The 21,457-nt window shown below is 71.6% G+C and carries 17 protein-coding genes; 10 read left to right on the top strand and 7 right to left on the bottom strand.

Translation table 11 applies throughout. The annotated features are described in order from the left end of the window. Positions 1-31: 31 nt before the first annotated feature. The 5 genes from ACQP1K_RS26430 to ACQP1K_RS26410 form a co-directional block, all read right to left on the bottom strand. Complete coding sequence (locus ACQP1K_RS26430) at positions 32-1,636, bottom strand: ABC transporter ATP-binding protein (RefSeq protein WP_433498385.1); 1,605 nt, start codon at positions 1,634-1,636, stop codon at positions 32-34. Continuing rightward, positions 1,633-2,466, bottom strand: coding sequence for an ABC transporter permease (locus ACQP1K_RS26425; RefSeq protein ID WP_433498384.1), 834 nt, complete (start codon positions 2,464-2,466; stop codon positions 1,633-1,635). Before ACQP1K_RS26425 ends, ACQP1K_RS26430 begins: the two co-directional genes overlap by 4 nt. Continuing rightward, the gene (locus ACQP1K_RS26420) at positions 2,463-3,404 is read right to left on the bottom strand and encodes an ABC transporter permease (protein WP_433498383.1); all 942 of its coding nucleotides are present in this window, start codon (positions 3,402-3,404) and stop codon (positions 2,463-2,465) included. The genes ACQP1K_RS26425 and ACQP1K_RS26420 overlap by 4 nt, the downstream gene beginning before the upstream one ends. A gap of 11 nt (positions 3,405-3,415) precedes the next feature. Then, positions 3,416-4,960: an ABC transporter substrate-binding protein gene (locus ACQP1K_RS26415; protein WP_433498382.1), complete on the bottom strand. Its 1,545-nt coding sequence runs from the start codon at positions 4,958-4,960 to the stop codon at positions 3,416-3,418. Between the two features lie 103 nt (positions 4,961-5,063). Next, positions 5,064-5,783 carry a Crp/Fnr family transcriptional regulator gene (locus ACQP1K_RS26410; protein ID WP_433498381.1) on the bottom strand — a complete coding sequence of 240 codons (720 nt, stop codon included), beginning with the start codon at positions 5,781-5,783 and terminating at the stop codon, positions 5,064-5,066. A 709-nt stretch (positions 5,784-6,492) separates the two neighbouring features. Between ACQP1K_RS26410 and ACQP1K_RS26405 the strand changes: the two genes are divergently transcribed. Continuing rightward, a complete protein-coding gene (locus tag ACQP1K_RS26405) occupies positions 6,493-7,950 on the top strand; it encodes a class I adenylate-forming enzyme family protein (RefSeq protein ID WP_433501652.1) in 1,458 nt (485 codons plus the stop codon). Here the strand turns inward: ACQP1K_RS26405 and ACQP1K_RS26400 are convergent. After that, the gene (locus ACQP1K_RS26400; RefSeq protein WP_433498380.1) at positions 7,922-9,175 is read right to left on the bottom strand and encodes an ATP-grasp domain-containing protein; all 1,254 of its coding nucleotides are present in this window, start codon (positions 9,173-9,175) and stop codon (positions 7,922-7,924) included. The two genes, ACQP1K_RS26405 and ACQP1K_RS26400, sit on opposite strands and share 29 nt — an antisense overlap. Continuing rightward, positions 9,172-10,659, bottom strand: a complete 1,488-nt coding sequence (locus ACQP1K_RS26395) for an argininosuccinate lyase (protein ID WP_433501651.1) — start codon at positions 10,657-10,659, stop codon at positions 9,172-9,174. Before ACQP1K_RS26395 ends, ACQP1K_RS26400 begins: the two co-directional genes overlap by 4 nt. Before the next feature lie 119 nt (positions 10,660-10,778). Here ACQP1K_RS26395 and ACQP1K_RS26390 point away from each other — a divergent pair, with 119 nt between their 5' ends. The 9 genes from ACQP1K_RS26390 (at position 10,779) to fabD (ending at position 21,441) form a co-directional block, all read left to right on the top strand. After that, on the top strand, positions 10,779-11,624 hold the full coding sequence (locus ACQP1K_RS26390) for a hypothetical protein (RefSeq protein WP_433498379.1): 846 nt from the start codon (positions 10,779-10,781) through the stop codon (positions 11,622-11,624). A gap of 110 nt (positions 11,625-11,734) precedes the next feature. Continuing rightward, on the top strand, positions 11,735-13,558 hold the full coding sequence (locus ACQP1K_RS26385; RefSeq protein WP_433498378.1) for a non-ribosomal peptide synthetase: 1,824 nt from the start codon (positions 11,735-11,737) through the stop codon (positions 13,556-13,558). A 37-nt stretch (positions 13,559-13,595) separates the two neighbouring features. Next, complete coding sequence (locus tag ACQP1K_RS26380) at positions 13,596-14,549, top strand: DUF6039 family protein (RefSeq protein ID WP_433498377.1); 954 nt, start codon at positions 13,596-13,598, stop codon at positions 14,547-14,549. Beyond that, entirely contained in the window at positions 14,546-15,739 is a 1,194-nt protein-coding gene (locus tag ACQP1K_RS26375) for an NAD(P)/FAD-dependent oxidoreductase (protein ID WP_433498376.1), read from the top strand. Before ACQP1K_RS26380 ends, ACQP1K_RS26375 begins: the two co-directional genes overlap by 4 nt. Positions 15,740-15,819: 80 nt before the next feature. After that, positions 15,820-16,218, top strand: coding sequence for a DUF3224 domain-containing protein (locus tag ACQP1K_RS26370; RefSeq protein ID WP_433498375.1), 399 nt, complete (start codon positions 15,820-15,822; stop codon positions 16,216-16,218). 2 nt (positions 16,219-16,220) lie between these two features. Further along, on the top strand, positions 16,221-16,754 hold the full coding sequence (locus tag ACQP1K_RS26365) for a DUF1697 domain-containing protein (protein ID WP_433498374.1): 534 nt from the start codon (positions 16,221-16,223) through the stop codon (positions 16,752-16,754). Between the two features lie 338 nt (positions 16,755-17,092). After that, positions 17,093-18,331, top strand: a complete 1,239-nt coding sequence (locus tag ACQP1K_RS26360; RefSeq protein WP_433498373.1) for a hydroxymethylglutaryl-CoA synthase family protein — start codon at positions 17,093-17,095, stop codon at positions 18,329-18,331. Further along, entirely contained in the window at positions 18,332-19,108 is a 777-nt protein-coding gene (locus ACQP1K_RS26355; protein WP_433498372.1) for an enoyl-CoA hydratase-related protein, read from the top strand. Then, positions 19,105-21,441 carry an ACP S-malonyltransferase gene (gene fabD / locus ACQP1K_RS26350; RefSeq protein ID WP_433498371.1) on the top strand — a complete coding sequence of 779 codons (2,337 nt, stop codon included), beginning with the start codon at positions 19,105-19,107 and terminating at the stop codon, positions 21,439-21,441. The genes ACQP1K_RS26355 and fabD overlap by 4 nt, the downstream gene beginning before the upstream one ends. The last annotated feature ends 16 nt before the right edge of the window (positions 21,442-21,457 follow it).

The following is a 21,457-nucleotide window of genomic DNA, read 5'->3' as shown; positions in this document are numbered from 1 at the left end:
TCACGAGCCTGGTCCGCCCCGGCGGGCCCGGCTAGCCAAAAGTGCGCACCGACGCGGCCGCGACCAGATATCCCGTCCACTCGTGCCGCGGGTTGTGCAGCACCTCCGACACCGGACCGCGCTCGCATACCTCGCCGTCCCGCAGGACCAGCACCCGGTCGGCCGTACGCGCCATCACCCCGAGATCGTGGGTGATCAGCAGTACGGCCAGGCCCAGCCGGTGGCGCAGGGTGGTCACCAGGTCCAATATCGCGGCCTGTGCCTGTACGTCCAGGCTGGAGGTCATCTCGTCGCAGACCAGGATCTGCGGCTCGGCCGCCAGGGCGCGGGCGATGGTGACCCGCTGACGCTGCCCGCCGGAGAGCTGGTCGGGGTAGCGGTCGGCGAGGTCGGGGGAGAGCCCCACCAGGGACAGCAGCCGGGCGGTCTCCGCGGCCACCTGCCTTCGATCCAGGCCGTGCAGCACGCGCAGCGGCCTGGCGATGCCGGCGCCGACGGTACGCCGCGGGTTGAGGGACCCGGCCGAGTGCTGGGGCACCAACTGGATCCGGCGGCGCTGATCCACGGTCCGATCTCGAATCCGGGCCGCCACCGGCCGGTCGTCCAGCAGGATCGTGCCGCTGTCCGGCCGGTGAATGCCGCTGATGCAGCGGGCGATGGTGCTCTTGCCGCTGCCCGACACGCCGAGCAGGGCCACGCACTCCCCCCGGCCGACCGTGAACGACACCCCCGCGACCACGGTCTGCCGGCGCAGCCCGCGGCCGAAACCGGCACGCAGGTCGCGTACCTGGAGCACGGGCGGCCGGTCCGGCGGCGGTGGCTCACCTGCCGGGGGGTGGCGCGGAGACGGGGGACCGGCGGGCGGTCCGGGAGCCGGCGGACCGATGGCGTCCAGCCGGGGCACGGCCCGGACGAGTTCCCGTGTGTACTCGGCCGCCGGCCGCTCCAGGACGGCCGGCAGCGGGCCCTCCTCCACCACGGTTCCGGTACGCAGCACCAGCAGCCGGTCGGCCATCTTCGCCGCGGCGATCAGGTCGTGGGTGATGAACAGCAGGCTGAACGAGTGCCGGTCGGCCAGCGTGGTGATCTGGTCGAGCACCAGGTTCTGCGCCAGGCCGTCCAGACCGGTGGTCGGCTCGTCCAGCACCAGGATCCGCGGCTGCGCCGAGGTGGCCCGGGCCAGGGCCAGGCGCTGCTGCTGCCCACCGGAGAGCTGGTGCGGGTAGCGGCGCTGGAAGTCGTCGTTGGCGGGCAGGCCCACCTCGTCGAGCTGTCGCCGTACGGTCTGCCAGGTGCGATCCGTGGCGAGCTCCAAGATCTGGTCGCGCACCCGCAGGGTCGGGGTGAGGGCGGAGGCCGGGTCCTGCGGCAGGTAGCAGATCGTCCGGCCGCGCAGCGTCCGCAGCGCGCGGCCGGACATGGCGAGCACGTCGTGGCCGGCGACCGTGATCCGGCCGCCCGCGAGCCGCAGGCCGGGACGGATCGCGCCGAGCAGAGCCAGCGCCAGGGTGGTCTTGCCCGATCCGGACTCGCCCACGATGGCGAGCCGTTCGGCACGGCCGACGCTCAGCGAGACTCCGTCCAGGATGGGCCGGTCGGCGGCGTCCACGATCCTGAGCTCTTCGATGTCGATCACCGGATGATCCTTCTCGAGATCCGGTCCATCAGCAGGTTGGCCGAGACGGTCAGGAAGGCCAGGCAGAGCGCCGGTGCGAGCACCCCCCACGGGGTGAGCTCGATCCCCTCGAAGTTCTGCCTGATCATCGCCCCCCAGTTCGGCTGGTCCGGGCCGAACCCCAGGAAACCCGCGGAGGAGGTGAGGGTGATGGCGATGGCGAGCCGGGTCCCCGCGTCGGCGAGGACGGGCCGCACGATGTTCGGCAGGATCTCCCGGATGAGCACCGCCGCAGGTCCGTCGCCGAGCGCGACCGCCTGTTCCACGTATCCGCTGTGCAGTGCCTGGCGGGTCGCCGCGCGGGCCAGCCGCGACACGAACGGAGCACTGGTGGTGATCACCACCACGATCAGGGTGATGTCGTGATACCCCCAGCTGTGCAGCAGCACCAGGAGGACCAGGATGGGGGGGATGGCGAGAAGCAGGCCGTCCAGCCGGGAGACCGCCCCGTCCACGATCCCTCCCAGATAGCCGGCGAGCATGCCCAGGACGGTGCCGATCACCGCGGTGAGGCAGACGGCCACCAGCGGGATCAGCAACAGCGGGCGGCCACCGGCGAGCAGCCTGGCCAGCACGTCCCGGCCGGAGGAGTCGGTGCCCAGGAGCATGCCGGCCTCCGGGCCGAGATAGGGCTGACCGACGATGCGGCCCGGGTCGCCGCTCACCAGCGCCGGTCCCACCAGGGCGATCACCAGTACGGCCGCCGCCGCCGCCGTCAGCAGCAGACCGAGCCCGCGCCGGAATGCGGCGACGACCGTGGCGGCCACCGGATCGGCCGTGGAGGTGATCATGTCGTACCCGCCCGCAGCCGGGGGTCGGCCAGTGTTCCGACCAGATCGGCGAGGACGAGCGCGGCCAGGACGATGGCGGCCAGCAGCAGGCCCACCCCCTCCAGCACAGGGGCGTCGTGGTTGTGCACCGCACTGATCAGGACGCCGGACAGGCCCGGATAGTTGAACACCTGCTCGACCACCGCGGTGCCGCCGAACAGGCCGCCCACCAACCAGCCGAACATCTGGGCGCAGGCGGGTACGGTCGCCGGGAGCAGGTGGCGCCGGATCACCCGACGCTCGGGTAGGCCCGCGAGGCGGGCGGCCTCCACGTTGGGCAGGGCGTTGGCGTCGATCACGGTGGCCCGCACCACGGTGGCGGCCCATGCGGTCGCGAATATCGAGAGCGTGGCCACGGGCAGGACCAGGATCTCGGGCCGGTCCAGCGGCGTGCCGCCCAGCGGTACCAGGGACACCGCGGGCAGCAGGCCCAGGGCGGTCGCGAAGAGCAGCACCAGCAGTCCTGCGGTGACGAACTGCGGGGTCGACACCAGCACCAGGGCGGTGCTCAGCAGCACCCGATCCAGGCGACTGCCCGGCCGTAGCCCGGCGGCCAGGCCGATCACCATGGACAGCAGCACGGTGATCAGGGCGGAGAGGGCGACCAGGAGCGTGGTGAAGGCCAGCGGCTCGGCGATCAGGCCGGTGACCGGGCGGCGGGCGGACAGGCTGGTCCCCAGGTCTCCGGTCAACGCGGTCGACGCCCACTCCACGTAGCGCTCGGGCAGCGGCCGGTCCAGACCCCACTCGGCCCGGAGCTGTTCGATCTGCTCGATGGTCGCCCCGATGCCGAGCGAGGAACTCGCCGCGTCCCCCGGCATCACCTCGGAGCCGGCGAACAGCAGAACCGATATGGCGGCGAGTGTGCCGAAGGCCACCACCAGCCGCCGTATCAACATGCGCAGTGCTCTCACTGGCCCAGGGCGGCTCGATCGAACATCGGGATCGACTGGCTCACACGCACCCCGGTGACCCCGGCTCTGGAGAGGTCCAACTGCTCGGCGAAGCCCCACAGCAGGTCGCCGCCGGACTCGTAGAGGTCGAGCTGCAGTTCCTCGAAGGCCCGGGCGCGTTCGGCGTCGTCCGTGGTCACCTGGGCCGCCGCGAGCCGCTTCCAGTGATCCGGGCCGGTGCCGGTCACGTTGAAGGGGGCGGTCTTGTGGGTCACCGCGGCCAGGTGTACGGCGGCCGGTCGGTTGCTGTAGTAGAAGGCCTGGAAGGGGTGGGTGGCGAGAGACTTCAGGTCGGCATAGTAGGTGTCGGCCGGCACCTCCTGGACCGTGAGCTTCACCCCGGCCTCCTCGAGCTGCTGGGCCAGCAGCCGCGCCGCCGACATCATGCCCGGGACGATCTCCCCGGCGCGCAGCGTCAGCTCGGTGACGCCGGCCTCCTGGAACAGCTTGCGCGCGGTCGCCACGTCCCGGGTGCGGCCGCCGATCCCCGCGGCGTACCCGGGCAGGCCCTTGCCGACCACGTCGTCGGCGGGTGAGCCGAAGCCGAGCAGGGCGTTGTCCACCAGCGCCTGCCGGTCGGCGGCGAGCCGGACGGCTCGGCGGACCCGGGGGTCGTCGAACGGTTCGAGCCGCTGGTTCATCGCGAAGGACAGCGCGCTGGAGTTGGCCGGTCCGCCGCGCTGGACGGTGAGCGCGGGATTGGACCGTTCGGCCTGCGCCCCGGCGGCGCTGATCCCGACCGCGTAGTCGATCTGCCCGCTCTTCACGGCGTTGAGCCGGGCGGCGGGGTCGGCGATCCTGGAGATCTCCAGTTGCCGCACCGTCGACGGTCCGCTCCAGTGCGTCCCGGTGGCGGTCAGGAGGACCGCGCGGTCGTCGCTCTGATCCAGCCGGTACGGCCCGGAGCCGATCGCCTTGCCGAAGTCGGTGGTCCCGTCGGGGAAGATCGGGGAGTAGACCACCAGCGTGGACTCGGGGAAGTCGGCGCGCGGGTGTTTGAGGGGGATCTCCACGGTTCGTTCATCGATCACCTTGATCTTGGTCGCGTCCACGTCCTGGTAGACGCTGGCCCGGTTGCTGGGCGGGGTCGCCAGCGTTCGCAGGCTGTAGGCCACATCGGCCGCCCTGACCGGCCGTCCGTCGTGGAATTTCACGCCGTCGCGGATCCGTACCGTCCACCGGGTCGCGTCGGTGTTCGGCTGCACGGATTCGGCGAGCGCGAGCTGGTACTCGTCGCCGTCGAGCACCATCAGGGAGTCGTAGACATGGCGCATCACGATGATGCTGGCGCCGCTGCTCGCGGTACGCGGGTCCAGGCCGGTGCTGTTGGTGGCGTCGGCGGCGCCGACCCGCAGCACCGTCGATATCGGCGTGGCCGACTGTGAACGCGGCTGCGATGCCTCGCCGCCGCAGGCCGCGAGCGGGAGTACGGTGACCGCTGTGGCCGTGAGGAGGCCGAGCCGAAGCGACCGGCGGCGGGACACGCGGGGGGCATGGGTCATCGCGAGGTTTCCTTCGTTGCTTATCCGGAGCCGTTGCACGTGCTCCCGAGGCTGGCCCCTGGCCGATGTCCTGTCTGCGCAAATGTGCGCGCGGAGGACGTTCCTAGCGCAGCACCGGTTGGCGATGGGCGAGGGGGGCGGGGGCCTGCGTCAGAGGTGTCCCGATGAGGAAGTTGTGCAGCCGCGGCTCGTTGAGTACGAGGAAGCAGTCGGGGGTACGGGCCACCAGCCCGGCCTGGCAGAACCGCTTCAGGAAGAAGCCCACCCGGGAGCGGGTCGTGCCCACCATCGCGGAGAGTTCCTCCTGGGTGATCCGTTCCTCGATCCGCAGCAGGTGTCCGTCCCGCGTACCGATCTTGCGGCCCAGATGGACCAGGATCGTGGCCAGCCGGTACTCGCTGTCCGCGGTGATCAGGTTGGTGATGAACTGCTGCTGTTCGAACAGCCGATGGGTCAGGTACCGCACGAACTCCTCACGCAGATTGGCATTGGCGAGCGCCGCGATGATCCGGGCACTGGAAATGCGTTTGACGATGGTGTGCGTCATCGCGGTGACGGTCTCCAGACGCTCCCGGCCCAGCAGGCACAGCTCGCCGAACACGTCACCGGCGGTGTAGATGCCGAGCAGGCACTCCTTTCCCTCACGGGTGGAGGTGACGGCCTTGAGCTGGCCGCGCTCCACCAGGTAGATGCTGTGATCCTCGTCCAGGCAGCCGTAGGCGACATCGTGCTTGGTCAACTCCAGCGTCGATGCGTGGAGTGCCGCCTCTTGGATCATCCTGCGCAGGGTGGTTCCCAGTCCCTCCACCATGATTTCGCTCACTGTGCGTGACGGTCCCTTCTTGCTTCAGCGATAGCCCGGGTGGGAGGAGAAGGCTTATCGGGGGCCTCGACACATATAAGCAGCAATGGCAGTAAAAGTCACGTGACCATGCGTGCTTGTGTGACTTCCATAGGTCTCCTGATGACTTGTCGGGTTTATAGGCCAGCGAAAATGTTGAGATCCGTGGGAGTGTGCCCACGGGATCGGCCGGCGTGGCGGAGGCCGGCGGGTGCCGACCGTCCGTACCGCGGCGGGAGCGGGCGCGTCACGGAGACGGGCCGGTCGTCCGGGCCCGTCGTGTTCGGCTCAGGCGACCCGTCCACCTGCCTGCCCCGAGCGCTCAAAAGTGAGCGGAAGCCCTTGCGGAGCCCTGTTAGCCTGCGCCTACGTCAGGTGCCGCAGACACGATCACGGGGCGGGCCCGGACCGGACGTGGAGTTTCGCGCGCGGTACGGGTGACGGGTGCGAGCGCCCGGCGACGGGTCGTGATCCGCCGTCCGGACGGGAGAGGCACGTTGTGCACGGGGGTGTCGGCCACCGCACCCGCCGCCTATATTCATGAAATTTCTTTTTGGTTAATGATCTGTGACGAAAACATGCGGCAGATTGAATGGTTAGTGGGGAAGGGAGACGGGAGGCGGGGCCTTCGGGAACCGCGTGCCCATAGATGCCAATGACGTCGACTCCGCGCAATACCGTGGCCCCGGTGATGGCACCCGACCTCCTTCGGTTACGCTCCGTACACCATCCGGCGCAGGTTCCGATGCTCGTGGACGGGGTGGGCTCGATCACCTACGCCGAGTGGGCGGACCGATCCGACTCGGTCGCGCACGGCCTGGTCAGGCTCGGGGTACGGCGCGGCGACCGGGTCGGGCTGCTGTTCGGCGGAATGGATTGGCTAGACTATGCCGTCGCCTACTTCGCCGTCCTGAAGGCCGGGGGCACGGCGGTGCATCTGGCCGCGTCGCTGCCCGCTCCCGAACTGGACCGGCGACTGGCACAGTGCGGACCGGTCGGGGTGGTCTGCGGCGCCGGAGCGGACGCACCCTCCGGTTTCGCGGGCTGGACCACGAGTGTGGACGCCCTGGACCGCGGAGACCGCACCCCGGTCCAGGTCGAGATCGGCCCCGACGACATCGCCGACATCATCTTCACGTCCGGCACCACCGGACCCGCGAAGGCCTTCAGCAACCCGCACGGCAACCTCAGCTTCGGGCGCGGCCCGGCCAACGTGGCCTCCTTCGACGGTGCCAGTCCGCTGCTCGCCCCGATGCCCCTGGGCACGCCGTCCAGCGCGGGCACGGTGGGCATGTTCGCGCTCACCACATCGTCGACGGTGGTGCTCTGCCGGGTCGATGACCCCGAGCGCATGGCGGAGCTGATCGCCGGGCACCGCATCGGATCGGTCATGCTCACCCCCTGGATCGCGATGCGGATGGCGGCGGCTCGCGTGCACGAGCGGCACGACCTGTCCACCGTCACCACGATCGGGATCGCCTCGGCGCCGCTGCCCGCCCGAATCGCCACCGAACTGCTGACCATGATGCCGAACGCCGTGATCAGCACAGCGTACGCCCAGGGGGAGGCGGTGCCGGCGGTGGTGCTCAACACCTACGACCCGGCCCGGCCGCGGTCGGTGGGACGGCCCGGTCCCGGCACCGAGCTCCGGGTGGTCGACGAGCAGGGCAGGCAGGTCGAGCAGGGCCGGATCGGCGAGATCTGGCTACGCGCCGCCGCCCCGAAACGGCTCTATCTCGATCCCGAGCTCAACCGCCAGGTCCACGCCGACGGCTGGACCCGTACCCGGGACCTCGGCTACCTCGGCCCGGACGGCGATCTCTACCTGTTCGACCGGGGCACCGACGTGATCCGGCGCCACGGGGAGCTCGTCTCCTCCATCGAGGTGGAGGAGGTGCTGTACCGGCATCCCGCGGTGGCGCAGGCGGCCGTGATCGGAGTGCCGGATCCGGAGGCGGGGCAGGCGGTGGTCGCGGTGGTGGTGCTGACCGATCCGGAGGCCGAGTCCGCACTGCCGGACTTCCTCGCCGAGCGGCTCGCTCCGCACCAGCGTCCCTCGGCCGTCCATGTCGTCGCCGACCTGCCCCGCGGGATCACCGGCAAGGTCCTCAAGCATCGCCTCAGACCGGTCTACTCGGCTCGGCCGTAGGGGCGGGACGGGACAGTCGCAGCCGGATCCGGGACAGCGCCCGTTCTGCCGCCGCCCCGGCGTCGGGCCCGGTGGCGATGGCGTAGCCGATCCGGTCCCGGAAGGAACGGGTGAGCCGGATCCGAGTCCCGGGTCCGGCGGTGACCCGCACCAGGTGCACGCCGGGGACGTCCCGCGCCTCCGCCAGACCGGCGACTCCGTCGAGGACGCCCTCCGCGGTGGGGACGAGGAACCGGATCGCCGCGCCTCCGGCCCGGGCACCGGGCTCGGACGGCTCCTGCCCGCTGCCGCGCGCCACCACCAGGTCGACCAGGTCGATGCCCGAGGCCAGGTCGATCAGCGTGGGGATCATGCCGCCCGCGAGCCGGGGGTTCACCTCGATCACCACCGGGCCGGCCGCGGTCATCCGCAGCTCGGTGTGGGTCGCGCCCCAGGCCACGCCGAGCGCGGTCGCGGCGCGCTCGGCCACCTCCCGCAGCGCGGCCAGGTCTGCGGCGGGCGCGGAGGCCGGGACATCGTGGCCGATCTCCACGAAGTACGGGGTCGGGCCGAGGTGCTTGCCGACCACCTCCACGGCCCGTCCGTCGAAGGTCTCCACCGAGAACTCCGGCCCCGTCACGTGCTCCTCCACCAGGACGACGGCGGGCACCGGCATGCCGCGTTCGTTGGTGGTCACCGCGAGCAGGTCGCCGGCCTGCCCGGCGGCCTCGTCCTCGGTACGGCACAGCCGTACCCCCGACGACCCCGAGCCGGTGGTGGGCTTGACCACCACCGGCAGCCCGATCAGCCGGGCCAGGTCGCGGGCCTGACGTGGTGTGGTGGCCGCGCCGAACCGGGGGACGGGCAGACCGGCCGCGGCCAGGACCTCCCGCTGCCTGGCCTTGTCCCGGCAGCGGGACAGCGCCTCGGGGTCGGCCCCCGGCAGGCCGAGCGTGCGGGCGGTCTCGGCGGCCAGCGGCACGAAGTATTCGGAGCTTGAGGCCACCCCGGCCAGACCGGAGCCGGCGGCCAGGTCGCGGCAGGCGGCCAGCACGGCGGCGGTGTCGCCGGTGTCGCAGCGCAGGTGGTCGAACCCGTCCGAGGCCAGGTAGGGGTAGCGGCCCGGGTCGGTGGTCAGCACCAGGGGACGCATGCCGCGTTCGGCCGCGGTCACGCAGAACTGTCGCCCCGACCCGGTGGTGTTGCTCTCGATCAGGGCGAACCAAGGCCGTTCCACCGCTGTCATCCCTCCATGATTTGGCGTGTGGCGGCGGCGAGCTCGTCCGCGGCGGCGGCGAGTCGCGCCCTGCGCTCGCAGAGCCAGGTGCGGTGTGCCGCCAGCTCGGCGCGTGCCGTCTCGAAAGCCGTCTCGAACGCGCCGGGGCCGCCGCCCACGCGGTGCTCACGCACCACCTCGGCCAGGTCACCCACCTCGGCCAGGTCACCCACCTCGGCCAGGTCACCCAGCTCGGCCAGGTCACCCAGCTCCGCCAGGTCACCCGGCTCCGCCGGATCTCCCACGAGATCGGCGGCGGACAGCCGGGTGCTGCCCGCGGCGATCGCCCGGTTTACCGCCTCGCCCACCCGCTCATGCGCGGAGCGGAAGGGCATGCCGTGCCGTACGAGGCGGTTGGCGAGCACGGTCGCGGTCACGAACCCCTCCTCGGCCCGGGCCAGCATGCGCTCGGGGCAGGGCCTGGCACCGCTGACCAGCGCCCGGGCCAGCACGACGGTGTCCGCCACGGCGGCGAGCCCGGGCCAGACCATCGCGACGGCCTCGGTCCCCACCTCGATGGAGTTGGTGAACGGGGCGGCCTTCACCGCGCCGGCCGCGGCGGCCCAGGCGCCGATCGCCGCGGCGGGTCTGGCCTTGACGTGTTCCAGCAGGAACGCGTTGCGTTTCTGCGGCATCGCCGAGCTGCCCCCGACCAGACCGTCGGGAAAGCGCAGGAAGCCGAACTCGGCCGTGCTCCACAGCTGCATGTCAGCGGCCAGCCTGCTCAGGGTCAGACCCGCACCGGCGGCGGCGGCGAGCACCCGGAGCGGCACGTCCCGGCTCGCCACCGCGTCCAGGGCGTGCATCGGACCGGCCTCGAAGCCGAGCAGGGCGGCGGTGCGCGCGGGGTCGAGCGGCAGGTCGCTGCCGGCGACCGCACCGGCGCCCAGCGGACAGCGGCGCAGCCCCCCGGCGGCCTGGACCAGGGCCTCGGCGTCGCGGCCGAGTGCGACCGCCACACCGAGCAGATAGAAGCCGTAACCGGCGGGCATCGCCGCCTGGTGGTGGGTGTAGATCGGCATGACCACGTCACGGTGCGCGCGGGCCCGGGACAGCAGCACCGCCTGAAGCCGGGTCAGCTCCCCCAGCAGGTCGAGCGTGGTGCTCCGCAGCCGCAGGGCCGTCGCCGTGGCCTTGAGGTCGTTGCGCGACCGGCCGGTGTGCAGCCGTCCGCCGGCCTCGGCGCCCAGCGTGTCGATCAGGTGGCGCTCGTAGGCGAGGTAGCGGCCACGGGGTGCCGGCGTCCCGTGCAGCGGACGGAAGTCGTCCCGGCGCAGCCGGTCGATCAGCCGGAGCAGGGCGGCGGCGTCGCCGGCCGGCAGCAGGCCCCGCTCGGTCAGCATGACGATGTGCGCCTGGTCCACCCGGCTGGTCAGGCCGAGCTCGGCCGTGATCTCGGCGGGTGTCTGCTCGCCGTAAACGATCCGCGCCAGGCGCGCGTTCAGGCCCCTCATCACGCCGATCACTCTGCCGCGAACGGCGGAGATCACACCGCTCATTTGTGAGCAGACGGCTCCCGGCGGCCCGCCTAGTCTCCGGACGGGCGGAACGGCTTCGCGGTGAGGGCGGACGGATGACATCAGCGATTTCAGCGGCATCACCATCACCCGCGTCGTGGAACGTGCTGCGTGAGGGCCGCTCGGGTGAGCTGATGGCCGTCGTGGACTTCTCGGCCACCGGCCGCTCGGTGGCGACCTTCGCCGAGCTGGTCACCCTGCTCGGCACCGGGGAAACGGTCTGGGAGACCGCGCCCCCGCCGTTCGGGCGGGAGGCCGGCATGACCGGCGCCGACCACGTGGCCCGGTGGCTGGACGACCTGCGTGCCGACGGGCGACCCGTACGGGCCGTACTCGGATTCTGCACCGGCGCGGTCTACGCGGCGGCGCTGGCGGAAGGCATCGCCGGCCGGCAGCCGAACCCCCCGGCGGTCGTGCTGCTCGACCCGGTGCTCTCGGACCGGGAGCTGCTGTACCAGCAGTACGAGCGGCTGCTGGGCGGGCGCCTGTCGGCGGTGCTGTCGCAGGACGAGGCCGGACGGGCACGGGAGGCGGGCCGGCGGGCGGTGGCGGAGGCGGCCGGGGAGCTTGACCTGGCCGGACGGCTGAGCGCGCTGCTGCGCGAGTACGGCGGGGCGGCTCTGACTCGGGCGGGCCTGGACGCCAGGCGCAGCGCCGAACTGGTGGGCACCTTCACCGCCTATCTGTGTTATCTGGCCGCGGCCGCGGAGTTCGACCCGACCCCGGTGTGGTCCACCGCGACGGCGGTCAGCTCCAACACCCCGGACAGCGGCCTCAACCTCCTGTCCGAGGAGCGCCGGGCCGCCCTGGTGGGGCGGGAGATCCGGTTGGCGGTGTGCTATCCGGACCTGCTGCGCAGCGACGAGGTCGCCCGCACCGTGGCGGCCGTCCTCGCATCGTGACGGCTCGGCGTAGTGACAGGTCGGCGCGTGACGGGTCGGTGCTTGACGGGTCGGGGGGACGTCGGCGGCGGGGAGGACGGAGTGGCGGTGCTCGCGGAGTGGCGGTGACGATGGACGAACAGACGGTGCTGGACGCCTTCCTCGCCCGGGTGGCGGACGACCCCGACGCGATCGCGGTGGTCGACGGCGACCGCGCCCTGCGTTACCGGCAGATCCGGGACGCGGCGGACGCGGTGTGCGCGCGGCTGAAGGACGCCGGGGTGCGACCGGGGGACGTGGTCGCGGTGGCGGCGCCGCGCTGCGCCGAACTCGCGGCCGCCGTCTTCGGCGTCTGGCTGGCCGAGGCCGCCTATCTGCCGGTGGATCCGGAGCATCCCCGAGCCAGGGTGGCCCACGTACTCGCCGACTCCGATGCCCGGGTCGTCCTGGCCGATCCCGCCCTGGCACCCGGCTTCGCCTCGGCGCTCACCGAGGGCCGGACCGTGCTGCCCCTGGCACCGGTGACCGAGGCCGCCCCGGCGGGCCGTACGCCCCGGGCGCCTGCGCCCGCCCCGTCCGCCTGCGCGTACCTGATCTACACCTCCGGCTCGACCGGCAGGCCGAAGGGGACGCTGATCACGCACCGCGGCCTGGCCAACCTGGTCCGGCATTTCGTCGCCGAGCTCGACGTCACCACCGAGGACGCGATGCTGTGGATGACGTCGTTCGCGTTCGACATGTCCAAACCCGAGCTCTACCTGCCGCTCGCCGCCGGTGGCCGGGTCGTGGTGGGGCCCGACGAGGTAAAGGTGGACGGGGCCGCCCTGCGTGCCCTGATCGAACGGCACGGCGTGACCCTGCTGCAGGCCACCCCGACGACATGGCGGCTGGTGCTCGATCAGGTGGCGGACCTGCTGCGCGGCCGGCGGGTGATGTTCGGCGGGGAACCGGCTCCGCCGCCGCTGGTGCGCCGGTTGATCGCGACCGGATGCGGGCTGCACCACTGCTACGGGCCGACCGAGACGACGGTCTGGTCGACCTCCATGGCGCTGAGCGCCGAGGACGGGTGGCACGTACGGGTGGGCCGGCCGATACGCAACACCCGGGTCATGGTGGTGGACCCGGACGGGTGTGAGCTGCCGGCCGGGGAGAGCGGGGAGGTGTGGATCGCCGGCGACGGCGTGGCGCTCGGCTACCACGGCAGACCGGAGCTGACCGCCGAGCGCTTCGGGAGCCATCCGGCGTACGGGCGGTTCTACCGCACCGGTGACATCGGCCGGTGGTGCACCGACGGCACGCTGGAACTGCTCGGGCGCGGTGACCGGCAGATCAAGCTGCGGGGCAACCGGATCGAGCTCGGCGACATCGAGGCCGTGCTTGCGGCGCATCCCCGGGTGCGGGCCGCTGCCGTGCTCGCCGTCGGCGACCTGTCGGCCGACGCGGCGCTGGTGGCGTTCGTGGAGGCCGCCGACCGGCCGGGGTTCGTCGATGAGCTGTGGGAGCACGCCCGCGCCGAGCTGCCCCGGGCCATGGTGCCCACCGAGTTCGTGGTGCTCGACGCCCTGCCCGTCAACGCCAACCAGAAGGTCGACTACCTCGACCTGGCGGAGCGGGCCCGGCGTGTGGCGCCCGGCGAGGGAGCGGCCGGTCGCCCCGACGCGGACCCCGGGGCGAATTCCGGTGCGGACCCCGGTGTGAGCACGGGGGCGGACGCCGATCTCGTGGCCGAGCTGGTGGGGATGTGGCGGCGGCTGCTGAACCGCGACGACCTGGGGGCGGACAGCAACTTCTTCGTCAACGGCGGCCACTCGCTGCTCGCCGCGCTGCTGACCCAGCAGGTGGAGCAGCGCACCGGGAGCACGCTGAGCCTGGCGGACGTCTTCACCAACCCCACCCCGGTCAGGTTGGCGCGGGTGCTCAGTTCTGCGCAGCTCCGGCCCGACCCGCGCGGTTAACCTCGCCGCAGTCGTGAACGGGAGAGGGAGCATCACGATGACCGAACATCCGAAAGAGCCGTTTTCGCTGCCGGTGGCCCAGCAGCAGACGTCACTGGCGCCGAGTGAGATCCTGCACTCGGCCAACTCCGGCATCGTGGTGGAGCGGGTCGGCCAGCTGCGTGCGCAGTTCCGTTCGGAGGGCCGGCAGTTCGCCCGGGAGCTGTCGGAGTACCTCAACACCAAGTACGCCGGGATCGCCACGGTCTTCGTCTACGAGGAGACCTTCGGCACCGAGGACCGGCTGCACTGGCTCATCCACCTCAAATCCCTCGAGTCCTACGAGACGCTGATCCGGATGGGCAGCACCGACGAGGGCTGGCGCGACGTCATCCTGCGCAACCGCATCCCCGACGAGCGGGGCGGCGGCTCCTGGGAGCGGATGTTCGTCGACGGCAGCCTCACCGAGACCGTGCTGATGCCGTCCAGCTTCGGCATGTACGGCACGGCCGAGGAGAAGCCGGACACGGTGGTGTCGGTCGAGGGCGAGGCGGTGGAGCGCTTCGCCGTGCCCGTCGCGGCGATGCAGACCACCCAGACGGCCGAGCACATGCTGCACTCGGGCAACTGCGGGATCCTCATGCACCGCACCGGCGAGCTGAGGTACGAGTTCCGCTCCGAGGGCCGGCAGTTCGCCCGCGCGCTGGCCGACGGCTGGAACGAGAGCCTGCGCGGACTCGCCACGATCTTCCTCTACGAGGAGGTGTTCGGGCTCTCCGACCGGATCCACTGGTTCATCCACCTGAAGTCCCTGCCCACCTACTACAACCTGATGGGACTGCGTGCGCGGGTCGACCCGGCCGCCCGGGAGGTCTTCACCAGGCAGTGGATCTCCGAGGAGCGGGGCGGCGGCGGCGGCTGGGAGCGCATGTTCGTGCAGGGCAGCCTGCGGGACGAGGCGCTCACCCCCCAGCACTGGGGCATGTACGCGACCAGGGGCAAGAGCGGATGAGCTACGACGTGATCGTGGTGGGCGCCCGCTGCGCCGGTGCCCCCACCGCGATGCTGTTCGCCCGCGCGGGCTACCGCGTGCTGCTGCTGGACCGGGCGAAGCCGGGCGCGGACACGCTGTCCACCCTCTACATCCAGCAGCCCGGCGTGGCCCGGCTGGCCCGCTGGGGTCTGCTGGACGCGGTCCGTGCCTCCGGCTGCCCACCCCTGGAGCGGGTGGTCTACCGGATGGGTGCGGACCTGCGCCTGGAGGGCTGCGCCGGCCCGCTCGACGGCAACCGGGCGGCGTACGCGCCTCGCCGTCACATCCTCGATCCGATTCTGGTCGAGGGCGCGGTGGCGGCCGGAGCGGAGTTCCGCGACCGTTGCCCCGTTGAGGGGCTGCTGATGGAGGACGACCGGGTGGCGGGCGTGCGCTTCACCGACCCGGATGGCCGTACACAGGAGGCGCGGGCCCGGCTCGTGGTGGGTGCGGACGGCATGCGCTCGACCGTCGCCGAGTTGGCCGGCGCCGCGACGACGATCGAGCATCCCCGGCTGACCTGCGCCTACTACAGCTACTGGAATCCGGTCCAGGCCGACTTCGAGCTGTACGAGGGGGAGACCGGCTGGGTGTCGGCCGTCCCCACCAACGACGCGGTGCTCGTGTCGGCCTACTTCCCGCAGGACCGGTTCCACGAGGTGCGCGGACGGGCGCAGGACGCCTATATAGAGAACATCCGCGACAACGCGCCCGATCTGTTCGCGCGACTGGCCGGTGCCGAGCAGGTGGACCGTCTGCACGGCACCGGAGACCAGCGCAACTTCTTCCGTCAGCCGGCCGGGCCCGGCTGGGTGCTGGTGGGGGACGCGGGACACCACAAGGACTCGCTCACCGCGCGGGGCATCGGGGACGCGTTCTGGCAGGCCGAGCTGCTCGTCGGCCTGGTCGGGGACGGCCTGGCCGACCCCGGCCGGCTGGAGTCGGCGCTGAAGGCGTTCGCCGAGGAGCGCGACAGGGAGCTGATGGACGTGTACATGGGCACCCTGCTGGTCGCCAGGGCCGAAGCGCGTGACAAGCGGCGGGCGCTGCTGCGCGCGGTCGGCACCAGCCCGGAGCTGACCCAGCGGTATTTCGACACGGTCGCCGGGATCAGCCCGCTCAAGCAGCTCTATACCCCGGAACTGCTGGCCCTGCTGGCCGATGGCTAATACGCTCGCCAAGTCGAGTAGACCGGTGACTTTGATCATCTGATTGACCGACGACCACACCGTCAAGGAGTGCATGCACTATGACCGTCCGAGCGACAGGCACGTTCGATGTCAAATGGGACGAGCAGCCGCCGTACGACGAGCGGGACGGCGCCAAGCTGGCCCGGGCCACCATCACCAAGGACTTCTCGGGTGACATCGAGGGTTCCAGCGTGGCCGAGCTGGTGAAGGCCGTCGCCGATGTGCCGGGCTCAGCGGGCTACGTGGCGATCGAGCGACTGATCGGCTCGGTCCATGGCCGCTCGGGCGGCTTTGTGCTGATGCACACCGGGCTGATGGACCGAGGCGAGGCCTCCCTCACCGTTACCGTGGTCCCCGACTCCGGCACCGGCGAGCTGACCGGCATCCGCGGCGAACTGGTGATCGACGTGGTCGACGGCCGGCACTCGTACACCTTCGACTACACCCTCGAAGGATAGCCGTGGACCGCTGCGTCGCCCTGTTGAGGGGCATCAACGTCGGGACCAAGCAGCGGATCGCCATGGCCGACCTGCGCGCGTTGTTCGCCGGACTGGGCTACACCGACGTGAAGACCCACCTGCAGAGCGGGAACGTGGTGTTCGGCGGCGCCGACGGCGAGAGCGAGGCGGCGGCCCGGGTGGAGGCGGCGATCCAGCGAGAGCTGGGGCTGACCGTGCGGTGCCTGGTGCGCGGCCGGGACGAGCTGGCGGAGGTGGTCGAGCGCAACCCGCTGGGCGAGGTGGCCACCGACCCGGCCATGCACCTGGTGACGTTCCTGTCCGACCGGCCTGATCCGGCGCGGTACGCCGACCTGGACGCGGCGTGGTACGCGCCGGAGACGTACGTGGTGGGCGAGCGGGAGATCTACGTGTGGTGCCCGGACGGTGTGCGCAACGCCAAGCTCATCCACTCGTTCTGGGAGAAGCGCCTCGGGCTGACCGCCACGGCCCGCAACTGGAACACGGTCACCAAGCTGCTCGCCATGCTGGACTGACCCTTTCCGGCCCTTCTGCCGGCCGGCTCCCGCCGCCGCCGTACGGCGGCGACGCGGCGGAATCCGGATCGCCCCTTCACCCCCGATCACTCGGGCCCCGGGTCCCGACGGGTGAAGAGCGGTCCGGATCTTTGCTTTTCTTCCGCTGGACGCGTCCGTGCACATGCGTGCACACATGTCGGCGGACCCGACGCGACACATCCCCCGTCACGTCCCCGACTCCGATGCCCGCCGCCGGCCGGTCCGCTGTGGCATCGCTCGACCATCGCTCGACCATCGCTCGACCATCGCTCAACCTTGAGCAGCATCGCGGCAGGTGCGCGGTTTACGGTCGCCCGGTGAGGCGTGACAGGCCAGTCGGCATCGAAAGCATCAACGCCTACGTCGGGCGGACCAGTCTGAGCGTGCGTCGGCTCTTCCAGGCCAGAGACCTGGAAATGCGGCGCTTCGGAAACCTGATGATGGAGCGCAAATCCGTCAATCTGCCCTGCGAGGATCCGGTCACCAATGCGGTCAACGCCGCGAAACCCCTGGTGGACGAGCTCACCGAGGCCGAGCGCGAGCGGATGGAACTCGTGATCGTGGGCACCGAGTCCGGTCTCGACTTCGGTAAGCCGATCAGCACCTACATCCATCACCACCTCGGCCTTTCCCGGAGGTGCCGGTCCTTCGAGGTCAAGCACGCGTGTTATGGCGGGACCGCCGCGCTGCAGTCGGCCGCCGCCCTGGTCGCTGGCACACCCGGAGCCAGGGCCCTGGTGATCGCCACGGACGCGGCGAGCGTCGCCGCCCGCAACACCTACTGGGAACCGTCCCAGGGGGCCGGGGCGGTGGCGATGATCGTGAGCGACCGGCCGGACGTGCTGGAGCTGGACCCCGGCGCGAACGGCTACTACAGCCACGAGGTGATGGACACGCTGCGGCCCCGTCCTGATCTGGAGGCCGGTGATTCCGACCTGTCCCTGCTGGCCTACCTGGAGTGCCTGGAGCAGAGCTATGGGATGTACGCCGAGCGGGTGGCGGGTGTGGACCTGGTCGACTCCTTCGATCACCTCGTCCTGCACACTCCGTTCGCCGGGATGGTCAAGGGCGCGCACCGCAAGCTCATGCGCACCCGGAGGGGAATGGCGCCCGCCGACATCGAGGCCGATTTCGAGGCCCGGGTCGCGCCGTGCCTGGCGTACTGCACGCAGGTCGGCAACGTCTACTCGGCCGCGCTCTACCTGGCGCTGTGCTCGTTGATCGACCATGCCGAGGTCGACCGGCCCAAGCGGGTGGGCCTGTTCTCCTACGGATCCGGATGCGCTTCGGAGTTCTACAGCGGGGTCGTCACCGAGGCCGCCGTCGAGCAGCTGGCCCGGCGGAGGCTCGGCGCGGCGATCGCCGACAGGTACCCCTTGGAAATGGACGAGTACGAACTGCTGAGCGATCTGAGCCTGCACCGGATGTGCGGTGTTCAGGACCACGTGTACGACGTCACTCCGTACCAGGCGGTCTACGACGCGGCCATGGCCGGGCGTGGCCTGCTGGTGCTGGACCGGATCACTGATTTCCACCGCGGCTACCGCTGGAGCTAGATGATGGGCCACTTCGAGACCCTCCAGGTGACCGGCGAACCGGGCCTGCTGCGCATCCGGCTGAACCGGCCGCATCGGCAGAACAGCATCAACGGGACGCTGCTCGATGAGCTGCACGCCGCGCTCGACCTCGCCGAACACGACCCCGCGTGCCGGATGGTGGTGCTTTCCGGCAGCGGGGGGACGTTCTGCACCGGGATGGATTTCGCGGACGCGGTCGACGGCGAAGCCGAGGACCTGGCGGAGCGTGGCGGGCAGGCTTTCTGGGGGCTGCTTGAGCGGCTCACCGCCATCCCCCGCGTCGTCGTCTCGCAGGTGGACGGGCGCGTCTCGGGGGGCGGGGTCGGCCTGGTGGCGGCGGGCGACTTCGTCCATGCCTCCCCCCGCAGCTCGTTCAGTCTCCCGGAGGCGCTGTGGGGCCTGCTGCCCTGTTGCGTGCTGCCCTTCCTGATCCGGCGCGTGGGTTTCCAGCCGGCGCACGCGATGACGCTGAGTACCCTCCCGATCTCCGCCGATGAGGCCCACCGCGGCCGGCTCGTGGACGAGGTGGGTGAGGACGCCGAGCCGTACCTGCGTAAGCTCAGGATGCGGCTGTCCAAGCTGGACGGCACGACCCTGGGCGAGGCCAAGCGGTACCTGGGGCGGCTGTGGTCCCTGTCGCAGGAGACCGAGCGGTACGCGGTCACGGAGTTCGCCCGGCTCATGTCCGCACCGGCGGTGCGGGAGCGGATCACCGGGTTCGCCACCCGGAACGAGTTCCCCTGGGAGAAGCGGTGAGCGTCGCATGGCTGTTTCCGGGTCAGGGCGCGCAACGGGTGGGGATGGGCGCCGCCCTGTTCGACCGGTATCCCGAACTCGTGCGGCAGGCCGACGAGATCCTCGGGTACTCGGTGCGCGCACAGGTCCTGGACGGGGCCGAGCCGGGCCTGACCGACACGCGGCACGTGCAGCCCGCCCTGTTCGTCGTCAACGCCCTGACCTTCCTGGCACGGCGCGAGGAGAACCCCGACCCGGACTTCGTGGCCGGGCACAGCCTCGGTGAGTACAACGCGCTGTTCGCCGCCGGATGCTTCGACTTCGCCACCGGAGTGCGGCTGGTACGGCACCGCGGCGAACTGATGGGCCGGGCGGGCGGAGGCGGGATGCTCGCGGTGGTGGGCGCCGACCCGGACCGGGTGGCCGCGCTCCTGGCCGAGGCCGGACTGGACGACGTGGACCTGGCCAACCGCAACTCGGCCGTGCAGGTGGTGATCTCCGGCCCCACCGGTTCACTGGACCGGGCCGCCGCCGTGCTGCGCGGCAGCGGGGTGCGCTCCGTGCCGCTGCGGGTGAGCGCGCCGTTCCATTCGCGGTACATGGCCGAGGCCGCGGAGCGGTTCAGCGGCGTCCTGGCCGGGGTGCGGTTCGCGTCACCGCGCCTCCCCGTGATCGCCAACGTCACGGCCCGTCCCTATCCGGCCGACGGCGTCGCCGACCTGCTGGCCCGTCAGGTGGATCACCCGGTGCGCTGGTGGGAGAGCATGAGCCACCTGCTGGAGCGCGGCGTGACCGAGATCGTCGAGGTGGGGCCGGGCCGGGTGCTCACCGAGCTGTGGCAGGCGGTGCTGCGGTGCCCCTGCCCGTCCGCTCCGCCGGAACCTGTCTCCGCCCCGGCGCCCGCTGGTCCACCGGATCGTTCCCCGGATCGTTCCCCCGATCGCGTCCCGGCAGAGACCCGGACGGCGGTGCGCCGCCCATCGGGCGCGGTCGCGGGTGGTGGCCCTGCGCCGGAACGGCTCGGGTCGGCGGAGTTCCGCCGCGACTACGGGCTGCGCTACGCCTACCTCGCCGGGGCCATGTACCGGGGCATCGCCTCCGTGGACCTGGTCGTACGGCTGGCGCGGGCCGGGTTGATGGGATTCTTCGGCGCGGGTGGTCTGTCCCGGGACCGGGTGGAGGACGCGATTCGCTCCATCCGCGCGCAACTGGGCCCGGACGGGCGGTTCGGCATGAACCTGCTCGCCACCCCGGACGACCCCGCCGCCGAACGGGAGATGGTCGAGCTCTACCTGCGCCACGACGTGCGGGTGATCGAGGCGTCGGCGTACACCGGGGTGACCCCGGCGGTGGTGCGCTTCCGGTTCTCCGGAGCCCACCGGGGGCCCGGCGGCGAGCCGGTCGCGCCGCGGCACGTGATGGCCAAGGTGTCCCGGCCGGAGGTGGCCGCGGCCTTCCTGTCCCCACCGCCCGCCGCGCTGCTGGACCGCCTCGTGGCCGAGGGCGCGCTCACCGCCGAGGAGTCACGGGTCGCCGCCGTGCTGCCGGTCGCCACCGATGTCTGCGTCGAGGCCGACTCCGGCGGGCACACCGACGGCGGCAGTCCGTACGCGCTGATGCCGGCGATGGTCCGGCTGCGGGACGACGCGATGGCCCGATACCGCTTTCCCCGCCGGGTCAGGGTCGGCGCTGCGGGCGGGATCGGTTCGCCAGAATCGGCGGCAGCCGCGTTCGTACTGGGCGCCGACTTCGTCGTCACCGGGTCGGTGAACCAGTGCAGCCCCCAGGCCGGCACCTCCGACGCGGTCAAGGACATGCTGGCGGGCCTGGACGTGCAGGACACGGCGTACGCGCCCGCCGGCGACATGTTCGAGCTCGGCGCGCGGGTCCAGGTGGTGCGCCGGGGCACCCTGTTCCCGGCCAGGGCCAACAAGCTGTACCAGGTGTATCGGCGGTATGACGGCCTGCACGACATCGACGCCCCCACCCGCGCCGCGATCGAGGAGCGCTACTTCCGCCGTTCCTTCGACGCGGTGTGGGAGGAGACCAGGGAGTTTCTGGCGAGCAGGCGCGCCGGCGACATCGATCGGGCCGACCGGCATCCCAAGGTCAAGATGGCGCTGGTCTTCCGCTGGTACTTCGCGCACTCCACCCGGGCCGCCCTGGCCGGAGACGCAGCGGAGCGGGTCAACTACCAGATCCACTGCGGGCCCGCGCTCGGCGCGTTCAACCGCGTGGTGGCGGGAACGGAGCTGGCCGACTGGCGGCGCCGGGACGTGGACGCGATCGCCGAACTGCTGATGACCGGCGCGGCCGAACTGCTGGGCGGCACGTCGCGCCGCTGGACGGACTGAACTCACATGGAGGATG

The sequence above is a fragment of the Sphaerimonospora sp. CA-214678 genome, assembly GCF_050942215.1.
GTDB lineage: Bacteria > Actinomycetota > Actinomycetes > Streptosporangiales > Streptosporangiaceae > Sphaerimonospora.
Note: the sequence above shows the minus strand (reverse complement) of the source record. Positions and strands in the feature narration are given on the sequence as shown.